Here is a 12,637-nt window from a genome sequence, read left to right as displayed (position 1 = left end):
CTAATTTTTAATAAATTTCTTAAAAGTGAATTAGTCAAGATTATTTTTACACTGTACTAAATGTAGCACCTGAAATTAAACCAACTTCTGGTTCACCATGATATCCAGTAGCTTTTATTCTTACTATAGATCTTTTGAGTAAAGACTCCAATAATCCCATATATATTGCAATTCCGCCTATCTCCTGATTAGGAGCTGCAAGTGCATAAAAAAGAACACCATACTGATCATGATGGACCGTGATCCTAACACCACTGCTTCTGTCTTCCAGACCGAAAATCTGCAACCTAAGAATTTTTACGTCGTAATATACCTCACCAGCTGTTAATGTATTGGCTGATATTGATTTATCTTTAATATTCATATGATGATTCCTTTAGATAATTATTTATATAAAAAACACAAACAAAATTCAGTAGAGATCTAACTCTGAATTGAAAACCACAATATCATCAGAATATAACCATCAATTAAGTGGAAGAAAATCCCCCTATATTTTAATTGGTGCTAAATCCCTATATAGAGTAGGGATAAGATATTGATTTATGATTATGCAAGAGTTTTCTCACCCCTATTCAGGAAAATATATTACATTTCCTTTTTACCAATCTAAATTTCGAATAAATATAAAACTGGAAACTTATTAAATGTGACCCAAAGAAGATAAATTCTAATAAAAAACTATATATAAAAGTTAGATGATGATTATTGATATGTCAAAGAAAATATTTTAAATTACTGATTGATGAAAAAATCACACAATTCCCATTGTCAAAATAAAACAACATTTATATTTAATTCCATATTTCCATTAAAAAAACTCATGTGTAAAAATTACTCTAAAAATATAATACGGACATACCTTGTTGTTAAATGACTTATTTAATAAGTATTTTTTATTCAGTTAATATTCTGACTGATAATTTTTTTAAAAATAAAATCGTCATTAATTACAACAATGTGTTTATATCTTACTTTTATCAAAAAATTTGATAAATTATTTTTCATCATCGCATGCATCATGCCAATAAGTAAAAAACCTGTCTCAGATCACGTTTTGCAGGGAAAATCATACAAAATACGCATTTATATCAAATTTACTCCCGACGCTATTCGCTATAATTAAACCATACAAAAAATAACAGATAGTGAACCTCTCTCGTTAAAATATAGAAAATCACTCATATACCCAATGGATTTCAAGATGTATCGCGGCGGCAAGGGAATGACAAATTCGTCGGAAACGAATTTACCCAGCCAAAGGCTGGCCTCCGATGAGAGGCAGGAGCCTCTCATTAATTACCGGGAGCATAGATAACCGTATGTTTATAAAAACGGTGACCGGAGTGAGTGAGCGCAGCCAACAAAGAGGCGACTTGAAAGACGAAGAGTATAACATCACTACAAATAATGCATTGATAAATAATAATAAATATTACTTCAGCATAGCAAAAATAAAGAAACAAATGAGTAATAACACAACGGTTCCTTTAACTGATTTTTGATTTATTTAGTTTGAACCCACACTTAAACAACGGAGAAGTACAGTGCAAACCTTCAATGCTGATCTAGTAATTATCGGAGCCGGTGGCGCAGGTCTACGGGCAGCTATCGCTGCGGCTGAAGCTAATCCCCAACTCAAAATTGCCCTGATTTCCAAAGTGTATCCTATGCGCAGCCACACCGTCGCCGCAGAAGGTGGATCAGCCGCTGTCACTCAATCTCATGACTCCTATGATTTTCATTTCAATGACACGGTGTCTGGTGGCGATTGGCTATGTGAACAGGATGTGGTTGAATATTTTGTCAAACATTGTCCAACGGAAATGATCCAATTGGAGCAATGGGGCTGCCCATGGAGCCGTAAGGAAGATGGTTCTATCAATGTTCGTCGTTTTGGCGGCATGAAAATTGAACGCACATGGTTTGCTGCCGATAAAACCGGCTTTCACATGCTGCATACACTATTTCAAACCTCGCTCAAATATCCTCAAATCCAGCGTTTTGATGAGCATTTTGTCCTTGATATTCTGGTTGATGAAGGTCAAGCACGCGGTTTGGTCGCCTTGAATATGATGGAAGGAAGCAAAGTTCAAATTCGTGCAAATGCGGTCATTATGGCTACCGGCGGCGCCGGACGTGTATATCGCTACAACACCAATGGTGGCATTGTGACAGGCGATGGTATGGGTATGGCTTACCGCCACGGTATTCCATTGCGTGATATGGAGTTTGTGCAGTATCACCCAACCGGTTTACCGGGATCAGGGATCCTAATGACCGAAGGTTGCCGGGGTGAGGGTGGGATCCTGGTTAACAAAGATGGCTACCGCTATCTACAGGATTACGGGTTGGGGCCAGAAACTCCACTCGGCCATCCGGAAAATAAATATATGGAACTGGGGCCACGCGACAAAGTTTCGCAGGCATTCTGGCATGAATGGCGAGCAGGCCGGACCATTGCAACACCACGTGGTGATGTTGTGCATCTGGATCTACGCCATCTGGGTGAGAAGAAATTACTTGAGCGCTTACCATTTATTTGTGAATTAGCCAAAGCCTATGTAGGTGTTGATCCGGTCAAAGAACCGATCCCCGTTCGCCCTACAGCGCATTACACGATGGGTGGAATCGAAACCAATCAACAATGTGAAACCCGTATCAAAGGGCTGTTTGCCATTGGAGAGTGTTCTTCGGTTGGCCTGCATGGTGCAAACCGTCTTGGCTCTAACTCACTGGCAGAACTGGTGGTCTTCGGTCGTCTGGCGGGTGAAAAGGCTGTTAAACATGCTCAGGAAACTATATCTGCCAATGAAAATGCACTGGATGCGCAAGCCCGCGATATCGAAGCTAAACTCAATAAGCTGCTGAATCAGCAAGGTAATGAAAACTGGGCGAAAATACGCGATGAGTTAGGAACCTCAATGGAAGAAGGTTGCGGTATTTATCGTACTCCTGAGTTAATGCAGAAGACGATTGATAAGATTGCTGAACTGAAAGAGCGTTTTAAACACATCCAAATCAGTGACCGCTCCAGTGTATTCAATACTGATCTGCTCTATACCATTGAACTGGGATTTAGTCTGGATGTCGCTGAATGTATGGCTCACTCGGCCATGAACCGTAAAGAGTCCCGCGGCGCTCACCAGCGCCTTGATACAGGCTGCACAGAACGTGATGATGAAAACTTCCTGAAACATACACTGGCCTTCTATAACCCGGAAGGTGCCCCACATTTGGAATACAGTGATGTGAAGATCACTAAATCCCAACCAGCAAAACGGGTCTATGGCGGTGAAGCTACAGCCCAAGAGAAAAAACAGAAGGAGCAAGCGAATGACTGAGATGAAAAAACTGAAAATGGAAGTCATGCGCTATAACCCGGAAATCGATAATGAACCATATTTTGCAACTTACGAAGTGCCCTACGATGAGCAGACTTCTCTGTTGGATGCCTTGGGCTATATTAAAGATAATCTGGCCCCTGACCTGTCTTACCGCTGGTCTTGCCGTATGGCAATCTGTGGTTCCTGCGGCATGATGGTGAACCGCGTACCAAAACTGGCCTGTAAGACTTTCCTGCGTGATTATTCGCAAAGTCTGAAGGTTGAAGCATTAGGGAATTTCCCGATTGAACGGGATTTAGTGGTGGATATGACTCATTTTATTGAGAGCCTGGAAGCCATCAAGCCTTATATCATCGGCAATGAGCGCAAACCCTCTGATGGCCCGAATGTGCAAACTCCGGCACAGATGGCGAAGTATCATCAATTCTCCGGCTGTATCAACTGTGGCCTATGCTACGCAGCTTGCCCTCAGTTTGGCCTGAATCCTGAGTTTATCGGCCCTGCCGCAGTCACACTGGCGCACCGCTATAATCTTGATAATCGAGATCACGGCCAAAAAGAGCGGATGCCACAGATCAACAGCGATAATGGCGTCTGGTCTTGTACGTTTGTCGGTTATTGCTCTGAGGTTTGCCCGAAGCATGTTGATCCAGCGGGTGCAATTCAACAAAGCAAAGCAGAAAGTGCCAAAGATTTCATTATCTCTATGCTGAAACCATAATAAGGGAGGAAAGAATAATGGCAACAAAACGTAAACCTTATGTACGTGGCATGGAGCCTAATTGGTGGCATAAATTGGGATTCTATCGATTCTATATGCTGCGTGAAGGGACAGCTATTCCTACCGTTTGGTTCAGTATTTTAGTGCTCTATGGCCTGTTCGCTTTGAAAGGCGGCCCCGAAAATTGGGCAGGGTTTGTCTCTTTCCTGCAAAATCCGCTGGTATTGCTGATTAATGTTATCACCCTGCTGGCTTCATTATTGCATACCAAAACGTGGTTTGAGCTGGCTCCCAAGGCTCTCAATATCATTATCAAAAGTGAAAAAATTCCACCGGGACCGGTTGTCAAACTACTGTGGGCAACCACTATCATTGCTAGTGCCGTTATTCTCGGTGTAGCACTGCTCTAACCCCAAGGAGGATCTGATGAATCAAGTACCAAAACGTTCCAATGAACCGATTTTCTGGAGCCTGTTTGGTGCAGGTGGTATGTGGAGTGCCATTGTTGGGCCTGCAATTATCCTGCTACTAGGTATTTTGCTGCCACTGGGACTAGCACCGGAAGCGCTTTCTTATGAACGTATTCTGACATTTTGTCAGAGTTTTATTGGCCGCATCTTTTTGCTGCTGATGATTAGCCTGCCTTTATGGTGTGGTTTGCACCGTATTCATCACGGTATGCACGATCTGAAAATTCATATTCCCGCCAGTCAATGGGGGTTTTATGGTGCAGCCGCGATTCTGACTGTGGTTGCCTTGATTGGGATTTTTGCGCTGTAATAGCGCTAATTTTAGCAAGCTATCCTGGAAAAAGTCTGCGGATAAACCGCAGACTTTTTACGAAAGGTATTTTTGCAACCTTTAAGACCTGTTCATTAGAACTTATAAGAAATTGTCGCTTTATATGTGCGGCCTTTTTCTTCTTGCCCTTTATAAATATTCAGATAGTAAGACTGTTCGTTGTAACGTTTATCGAAGATATTATCGATACCAAGCTGGATTTCTGTGTTTTTAAATGAGCCCGTTTTCGGAACCCAGGAAATATACATATCACTGACGCTATAGCCTGATTTATGTACATTTACAACCCGACCACTATCTGTCCCTTTCGCGTCTGCTGACCTGACAAATCGGGAATTCCAACCGAGTTCAATGTCAGTTTTATCAAACAAGTAACTTCCCCCAATGGTAAAAGAATCACCAATAGTTGGTGTGAACTCTAATCTTCTGTCAAACAACGCATTACCTTGCATAATTTTATTATTCGCTTTGGCGTAAGTCGCTCTTAAGGACCAGTTATCCAGTTTATATTTAGTCGCTAATTCAAACCCTTCCAATCTGGATTTTGGGATGTTGTGTAGCTCTCTTTTAGCTAAAGTCGTAGACAGGTTTTTAAAATTGGTCTGGAATACTTTACCAATTACAGTAAATGAATCGTTTTCAGCAAAAATACTAGGATATGTTCCCGCTACGCCAGTTTCTAAGTTGTACCCTGTTGTAGTTTTCAAGTTAGCATTGTGATTGCTTGGCCCCAGACCAATCTCTTTGCCCAATGGCCCTCTGAAAAGTTCGGTATAATTGGCAAATAATGTGGTTGACGCTCCAAGTTCGTATTTCAAACCAAGTGCTTTTGAGAAACGAGCATAAGTTCTCTCAAAAGGTTCATGGTTTTTATTAATAGTGTTGTATTTGTAATGATCCCATCTGACACCTGGTATGAAATGGAAATCAGCAATTTGAATATCATCTTCCAAATAAACAGATGATGACTTTCCTGTTTCTACTGCTTTTTTGTGTACATTTTCTGATACATCAGTGTATGCCATTCTGGTATCAAAATATTCATACCCATAAGTTAAAACATGGGATAATTTCTGGGTATCAAAATTAGAGACATTACGCGCCCTAATGCCTTGAGTTTCAACAATACTGTCAAATCCCTTTCCAGGCCCACCGACTTCCCTCATATGATTGAAATTTTGTTCTGTGTGATAGGCAGAAATTTTTAAATCAATGAAGTCATTATCGACTGGTACATATCTGTAAGTAAGATTATAAGCATCACGCTCTACAACGTACTTTCCTTTTTTCCCTTTATTGATGTCCGAACCAAAATTCAATCTGAAATTAGTATCCGCATCATTCTGATAACGTTCTCTTGATACACTGATGTACTGATCATCAGTCAGATTGAATTTCGCTTTTAATAAATAATTGACCAGTTTCCCATCGGTAGGAATTGAATCTCTTCCGCGGCTATCTCTGCCCGATTCAGCATCATTCATATTACGATGGTTAAAGTAACCTAATAAATCAACTGCTCCCACTCTGCCATAAGTTGCTAAAGATTGCTGGAACTCAGAACCATTACTGACATAACTTAATTTGCCTTTTGTACCAAATAATTGGCCCGGCTCTAATAAATCACCAGCATCAACGGTTTCAAATTTTAATGCACCGCCAAGGGCTCCGGTATCATAGGTAATACTATTAGTACCAACGCTGATATCAATTTGCTTCAGCATTTCAGGGTCTATACCGTAATTCCCCGCATGATGGAAGTGATATCCCTCTTGCCGTGCACCATCAACCGTTACGTTGATGAACTGATCATCCATGCCACGGATTTTAAAGCGCTGCCCTAAAGCGCTAGGGTGACCCGCTTGAACGCCCGGTACATTCTTTAAAATCTCACCGACACTTTGTGCCTGTCTGACTTTAATTTCGTTACGGTTGACTTTTCCACTCTCTTGTTCCGCATTGTTACCTGCAATAACAACGAGTGTATCGCCAGTTGCCGTTGATTTTTTGATTGACCCTTCGGTGTTTGCTAATGCGTTAGTAGAGATAGCGACTGTCAGCATAGATGCAGACATCAAAGGAACACACAGACCACTTTTAGCCAAGCTTGCGTAAATTTTGGTAATTTTAGACATACATTTTTTAGTTAAAACATGATTGAGAATTATTATTATTTACATTTCTATAGGAAATGTAAATAACCTTAAGTGACTATCGTTTATTTTAACTATTTAGATTCGAAATCAGGTCCCAACAAATCCTACTATTCTTAGCTCTTAGCTCTTAGCGAAGATTTGTTGACGATCTGAGTCCACAAAGGCAGGCTTATTTATTGAATAGAATGAAGAAGTTGATGACGATAAAGAGCCTGAGTGAGATCTTCACCTCAAAGCTCAAACGGGTATAAATTTATACCCGTTGGTTTTTTAGATAAAATATTAATACTCTATTCTGGCCAAAACTCGGTCTGCATCCTGATAATTCCCTGCCTGAGCACAGAATGTGATTCTCCCTGAACGATGTGCACGGATCTGTACCTCCATTTTCATGGCTTCCATCACAGCAATCACATCACCTTCATTAACTTGCTCCCCTTCCTGAACTAACCAAGAATGCAGAATGCCGGAAATAGGTGCCTTTACCTGACGGGGATCTTGCGACTTTTTTTGCTTTGTTATTGGCTGAGAAAATTGCTTCTCACTGGCAGACGCTAATTTCGCTAAACCTGCCAATAAATCTGATGACAAGCCCAATTGATGCCTGCGACCATCAATTTCAATATATGTGCGGGTGATATGCTTGTCCTCAGCCGGGATCTGACGAAGCGAAGCCTCCAGTTCATCGGCAAAGTCTGTTTCAATCCAGCGGGTATGAACGTTGAAATTATCTCCTGAGACAAAATCAGGATGTTCGATTACAGCTCGGTGGAAAGGTAAAACTGAGGCTACTCCACTGATTTTAAATTCTTGTAATGCCCGACGTGCACGGGCAAGAGCTTGCTCACGCGTTGTTCCTGTGACAATCAGTTTTGCCATCAATGAATCAAAAGCAGCGGGGATTGTAGAACCACTCATTACACCGGAGTCCAGACGAATACCGGGACCAGAAGGCGGGAGAAACTCTGTAATAGCGCCGGAAGTGGGCAAAAAACCTTTTCCGGCATCTTCTGCATTGATGCGAAATTCAAATGAGTGCCCTCTTGGTTCAGGTGTCTCTTGGATGCTTAACGGATAACCTTCTGCAATCCTCAACTGTTCAATGACCAAATCAATACCTGTTGTTTCTTCCGTAACAGGATGCTCTACTTGTAAGCGAGTATTCACTTCTAAGAAAGAGAGCGAACCATCAGCACTGAGTAAAAACTCGACCGTCCCCGCTCCAACATAATTGGCTGCCGCACAAATCGCTTTTGCCGCTTGATGAATGCGTTCCCGTTGCTGCTGAGTTAAAAAGGGAGCCGGAGCTTCTTCCACCAGTTTCTGATTCCGGCGCTGCAAGGAACAGTCTCGGGTGCCAAGCACAACGATATTGCCGTATTTATCTGCAATTACCTGCGCTTCAATATGACGCGGTTTATTCAGAAACTGTTCAATAAAACATTCCCCCCGCCCAAAAGCGGCTGTCGCCTCACGTATTGCGGAATAGTAAAGTTCTTCAACTTCATCCCGTCGCCAGGCCACTTTCAAACCACGACCTCCACCACCAAATGCGGCTTTAATGGCAATCGGTAAACCATGTTCCTCCGCAAAAGCAATAACTTCCTGCACATCTTTGACAGGCTCTGCAGTTCCTGCCACCAAGGGAGCACCAACTTGCCGGGCAATTTTACGTGCCTTAACTTTATTTCCCAATTCGTCAATTGTGTCAGGGTTAGGGCCAATCCAAATCAACCCCGCATCAATAACAGCACGGGCAAATTCAGCTCGCTCAGACAAAAAACCGTATCCGGGATGGATCATCGTTGCCTGCGCTTGCTTTGCAATTTCCAGTAAACGTGGAATATTAAGATAGGTTTCTGCGGGACTGCTTCCTACTAAAGCATACGCTTCATCTGCTAATTGCACGTGTTGTGCATCGATATCAGAATCTGCATAAACAGCTATCGTTTGTATGTCATAGTCACGACAAGCACGAATGATGCGAACAGCAATTTCACCACGATTGGCAATCAATACCTTATTTGTAGTCTTTTTTATATTGTTAACAGTAGTGTTCATTGCCGCTATTTACTCCCCTGGATTTCGTAAAATTGATTGATGGGATTAAATTGAATTTTGCCATTGATCGGGATCTGACCAGCAAGATCAAGGTGGTAATGTGCCACAGAAGCAATAACAGGATATCCACCAGTCACAGGATGATCTGCCAGAAACAATACTGGCTGCCCACTGGCCGGAATTTGTATCGCACCACTGCAAGTTCCTTCACTCGGTAATTCTTCGTGCTTAATACGTGATAGTGTGTACTCACCATTTAACCTCAAACCAATCCTGTTGGATTGTGGAGTTACCTGCCAGATTTGGTTTCGTAACAAATCAATTGATGTCTGCTCAAACCAGTCAGTACGAGGGCCGAGGAATATATCCAATACCACAACGTCATCTTTATTTGGCATTACGAATGCAGGTGCTTCAGAAACAGATACCGCGGCACAGTGAGATGTTTCCCCTACGACTAATCTATCGTCAGGTTTTATTGGTACAGGGCCAATATTAGACAGCGTGTCAAATGAACGACTGGCCAGCACTTCAGGAATAATAAAACCACCTCTGACAGCCAGATAAGAACGCATTCCCGCATTGGGCATTCCCAATGTGATTTCATCTCCATCATTTAAATCAATAGGTTGATAAGAGTTTACATGCAAAATTTCCCCTTGCGGGGTTTTGATTCGAATTGGGCATAAAGCCCCGGTAACCCCGATAATTATTTTCCCTCGGGCGACAGCTTTAAATCCTCCTTGCACTATTTCTAAACATGCTTGATCAGAAGGGTTACCAACGATACGGTTTGCACTACGTAAGGCACTTTTATCCATTGCACCAGATGCCGATATTCCCAGCCCTGATTTTCCAAAACGCCCTAAATCTTGGAATAACGTTTGTAGCCCAACAGATAATATTTCCAAAGAACAAAAATTTTTCCCCGGAGACATTTCAGCAAAAGTTTCATCAGGAATAGACGATTTTTCAGGCAAACTTACCGTTACAATACCTCGTTCAACATTTCGGAAACTGACACGATTACCCGGTTGTAATAAAGCAGGTTCAGGGCGCGAAAGATCCCACATGCGTTCATTCGTAATACCAATCAGTTGCCAACCTCCGGGACTTGCCTGAGGATAAATACCACTGAACTCCCCCGCCAAGGCAACTGTGCCCGCGGGAATACGTGTTCTTGGTGTTTTGCGACGAGGAATATTCCATTGTGCAATATCCGAAATCATGTAAGCAAAACCAGGCGCAAATCCAGTAAAAGCCACCATATATTCATTTTCGGTGTGTTGGCGTATAACGTCCTGTATTGAGGTTCCCAGTATTTCAGCAACAGCAGCTAAGTCTTCACCCTTATAGCACACAGGGATCTCAATCTGTTTTCCACTCACATAGCGGCATGTTTGCAGACTTCGATTCTGAATCTCATCTACCAATTGATAAACTGAAATTGTCATCGGGTGAAAACGGATCATTAAAGTTCTCGCCGCCGGAATAATCTCTTCAATCCCAGGGATCGGTGTCATATTCAGCGAATCAAACAACATCAGTGTTTCTGTCAATCCACTGAGTTCAATCATAATGGAATTAAAATTAACAGGTAAAAAACGCAAGGCTATCTCCTGAAATCATTAATCTATGTGGTTATGAATGGATAAATGATCGAATGGTGATCCCTGCCTGTTGCAGGACAATTTTTATTTGTCTGGCCATATCCAGCGCCCCTAAGCTATCACCATGTACACAAATAGAATCTGCTTCAATAGGGGTGAATTTTCCATCAATAGATTCCACTCCTCCCTCTGTTACTAACTGCAACATACGCTGTACAACATAGTTAGCATCATGCAATACAGCACCTTCTTCACGACGGGAAACCAATTCTCCTTTCGATGTGTAGGCACGATCTGCAAAGGCCTCAGAGATAGTTTTCAGACCTTTTTCTTGCGCCAGCCGGAGGATATTTGAGCCAGCCAATCCCATCAATGCAAGATTTGAGTTAATTGCCAATATGCCCTCAATAACCGCCAAAGCCTGCTGTTTATCATTAGCTATCGTGTTATAAAGCGCACCGTGTGGTTTTACATAACTGATTGTTGTTCCTATTGATGTAGCTAGTCCTTGCAAAGCACCAATCTGATAAATCACATCTGCGGTAAGTTCATGGCTGGCGAGATCCATATTACGACGGCCAAAACCAACTAAATCAGGATAAGAAACATGAGCCCCAATAACGATCTGATTTTCCTCCGCTAATTTCAGGGTCTGCAAAATTCCTGCCGGATCACCTGCGTGAAAGCCACAGGCAACATTTGCACTGCTAACAATCCCCAGCATTTCCTCATCATTTCCCATCCTCCACTGTCCAAAACTCTCACCAAGATCGCTGTTTAAATCAATTACATTCATCATATTGTTAAATCATCATTGTCATATTGTTGAACAATAGATAATTTCTGACGAGAAAATAATCAAATAAAATTAGTATATATAGTGTAAAAATCCAACAGAGATCACTTTATTCATATTCCCAACCAAATTCTCAAGCACGTAATATTGAGGTAGACAATATTGAAATACACAATGTTAGGATTAGGATGAAAAGAATCATGTCATTTTATGTTAGGCAAATAATCGTAACTTGCTGGTTATTCAAGAATATGTGAAGATTAACTTTTGAACACCAAAGGCACTTTTCTCAGCTACACCCAATGGATAACTATGAAAAGAGAGAGTTCTCCTCAAATTTTGAGTAAGAAAATTGCAGAAATCATAAGAAATAAATTGGTTATCGGGGAATTATTACCCGGACAACGTTTATCAGAAGCAATCCTAAGTGAGCAACTTAAAATTTCCCGCAATACTTTACGGGAAGTATTCCGTACTCTTACTCAAGAAGGGTTATTAAAACACCAACCCAATCGTGGTGTGTTTGTAGCAATACCTGATATTGCGTCAATTATTGATATCTATCGAGTCAGAAAGCTGATTGAATGCCAAGCACTTATGCAGGCATACCCTATGCACCCTGCTGTTACCAAAATGCGTGAAGCAGTAACAAATGCCCAGCAATGTCAGAACCAGCAAGATTGGGTCAGAGTTGGTACAGCCAATATGTGTTTCCATGCTGCTATCGTAGAACTAACCGACAGTGAAAGATTAATGACATTCTACCGCAATATTTCGGCAGAACTCCGTTTAGCTTTTGGCCTCTTAAATGAACCTGAATTGTTATACGCCCCTTATGTCGATAAGAATACCTATATTCTAGAGCTTCTGGATTCAAATCAGACAGAATTAGCGGCGCAGAAAATGGAAGATTATCTGGATTTATCAGAAAGAACCGTACTGGCTGCTTATTCTCGCAAAAATAACGGATAACAACTGAAAAAATAAACTATTACCCCAAACGCAAAAAAGCCATCCGGTAACGGATGGCTTCTCTGACTGAATTGATGTCTGGCAGTGCCCTACTCTCACATGGGGAGACCCCACACTACCATCGGCGCTACGGCGTTTCACTGCTGAGTTCGGCATGGGGTCAGGTGGGACCA

The 12,637-nt window shown here is 41.7% G+C and carries 11 protein-coding genes and 1 rRNA gene; 6 read left to right on the top strand and 6 right to left on the bottom strand.

Translation table 11 applies throughout. The features are described 5' to 3' along the window. Window positions 1-46: 46 nt before the first annotated feature. The gene (locus Xbud_RS16490; RefSeq protein ID WP_099137109.1) at window positions 47-364 is read right to left on the bottom strand and encodes a hypothetical protein; all 318 of its coding nucleotides are present in this window, start codon (window positions 362-364) and stop codon (window positions 47-49) included. Window positions 365-1,346: 982 nt separating this feature from the next. On the opposite strand from Xbud_RS16490, the gene Xbud_RS19940 reads away from it, so the two are divergent. From Xbud_RS19940 to frdD, 5 genes are read left to right on the top strand one after another with little or no spacing between them, the layout of a single operon-like run. Then, the gene (locus Xbud_RS19940; protein WP_169923095.1) at window positions 1,347-1,505 is read left to right on the top strand and encodes a hypothetical protein; all 159 of its coding nucleotides are present in this window, start codon (window positions 1,347-1,349) and stop codon (window positions 1,503-1,505) included. Between the two features lie 42 nt (window positions 1,506-1,547). Beyond that, on the top strand, window positions 1,548-3,344 hold the full coding sequence (gene frdA / locus Xbud_RS16485) for a fumarate reductase (quinol) flavoprotein subunit (RefSeq protein ID WP_099137107.1): 1,797 nt from the start codon (window positions 1,548-1,550) through the stop codon (window positions 3,342-3,344). After that, on the top strand, window positions 3,337-4,068 hold the full coding sequence (locus Xbud_RS16480) for a succinate dehydrogenase/fumarate reductase iron-sulfur subunit (protein ID WP_099137106.1): 732 nt from the start codon (window positions 3,337-3,339) through the stop codon (window positions 4,066-4,068). The genes frdA and Xbud_RS16480 overlap by 8 nt, the downstream gene beginning before the upstream one ends. Before the next feature lie 17 nt (window positions 4,069-4,085). Then, window positions 4,086-4,478 (top strand): fumarate reductase subunit FrdC, encoded by a 393-nt coding sequence (gene frdC, locus Xbud_RS16475; RefSeq protein WP_099137104.1) that lies wholly within the window; start codon window positions 4,086-4,088, stop codon window positions 4,476-4,478. Window positions 4,479-4,494: 16 nt separating this feature from the next. Next, on the top strand, window positions 4,495-4,848 hold the full coding sequence (gene frdD, locus Xbud_RS16470) for a fumarate reductase subunit FrdD (RefSeq protein WP_099137103.1): 354 nt from the start codon (window positions 4,495-4,497) through the stop codon (window positions 4,846-4,848). A gap of 95 nt (window positions 4,849-4,943) precedes the next feature. Here frdD and Xbud_RS16465 read toward each other — a convergent pair whose 3' ends face one another. The 4 genes from Xbud_RS16465 to Xbud_RS16450 form a co-directional block, all read right to left on the bottom strand. Beyond that, entirely contained in the window at window positions 4,944-7,004 is a 2,061-nt protein-coding gene (locus Xbud_RS16465) for a TonB-dependent receptor domain-containing protein (RefSeq protein WP_099137102.1), read from the bottom strand. Between the two features lie 303 nt (window positions 7,005-7,307). After that, window positions 7,308-9,086, bottom strand: coding sequence for an acetyl/propionyl/methylcrotonyl-CoA carboxylase subunit alpha (locus tag Xbud_RS16460; RefSeq protein ID WP_099137100.1), 1,779 nt, complete (start codon window positions 9,084-9,086; stop codon window positions 7,308-7,310). A 5-nt stretch (window positions 9,087-9,091) separates the two neighbouring features. Beyond that, the gene (locus Xbud_RS16455) at window positions 9,092-10,696 is read right to left on the bottom strand and encodes a 5-oxoprolinase subunit B/C family protein (RefSeq protein WP_099137099.1); all 1,605 of its coding nucleotides are present in this window, start codon (window positions 10,694-10,696) and stop codon (window positions 9,092-9,094) included. Window positions 10,697-10,727: 31 nt separating this feature from the next. Further along, window positions 10,728-11,495, bottom strand: a complete 768-nt coding sequence (locus Xbud_RS16450) for a LamB/YcsF family protein (protein ID WP_099137098.1) — start codon at window positions 11,493-11,495, stop codon at window positions 10,728-10,730. Between the two features lie 309 nt (window positions 11,496-11,804). Between Xbud_RS16450 and Xbud_RS16445 the strand changes: the two genes are divergently transcribed. Beyond that, on the top strand, window positions 11,805-12,464 hold the full coding sequence (locus Xbud_RS16445) for a GntR family transcriptional regulator (RefSeq protein WP_099137097.1): 660 nt from the start codon (window positions 11,805-11,807) through the stop codon (window positions 12,462-12,464). A 76-nt stretch (window positions 12,465-12,540) separates the two neighbouring features. Here Xbud_RS16445 and rrf read toward each other — a convergent pair. Further along, window positions 12,541-12,637, bottom strand: a 5S ribosomal RNA gene (rrf, locus tag Xbud_RS16440); the annotation flags it as partial.

The organism is Xenorhabdus budapestensis, assembly GCF_002632465.1.
Classification (GTDB): domain Bacteria; phylum Pseudomonadota; class Gammaproteobacteria; order Enterobacterales; family Enterobacteriaceae; genus Xenorhabdus; species Xenorhabdus budapestensis.
The sequence above is the reverse complement of the archived record's forward strand: the minus strand, read 5'-3'. Positions and strand labels throughout refer to the sequence as shown.

What these genes read in the sequence shown, in the direction of transcription:
- Xbud_RS16490 (WP_099137109.1), bottom strand. Translation starts at nt 364, where the DNA reads ATGAATATTAAAGATAAATCAATATCAGCCAATACATTAACAGCTGGT.
- Xbud_RS16480 (WP_099137106.1), top strand. Translation starts at nt 3,337, where the DNA reads ATGACTGAGATGAAAAAACTGAAAATGGAAGTCATGCGCTATAACCCG.
- frdC (WP_099137104.1), top strand. Translation starts at nt 4,086, where the DNA reads ATGGCAACAAAACGTAAACCTTATGTACGTGGCATGGAGCCTAATTGG.
- frdD (WP_099137103.1), top strand. Translation starts at nt 4,495, where the DNA reads ATGAATCAAGTACCAAAACGTTCCAATGAACCGATTTTCTGGAGCCTG.
- Xbud_RS16465 (WP_099137102.1), bottom strand. Translation starts at nt 7,004, where the DNA reads ATGTCTAAAATTACCAAAATTTACGCAAGCTTGGCTAAAAGTGGTCTG.
- Xbud_RS16460 (WP_099137100.1), bottom strand. Translation starts at nt 9,086, where the DNA reads ATGAACACTACTGTTAACAATATAAAAAAGACTACAAATAAGGTATTG.
- Xbud_RS16450 (WP_099137098.1), bottom strand. Translation starts at nt 11,495, where the DNA reads ATGATGAATGTAATTGATTTAAACAGCGATCTTGGTGAGAGTTTTGGA.
- Xbud_RS16445 (WP_099137097.1), top strand. Translation starts at nt 11,805, where the DNA reads ATGAAAAGAGAGAGTTCTCCTCAAATTTTGAGTAAGAAAATTGCAGAA.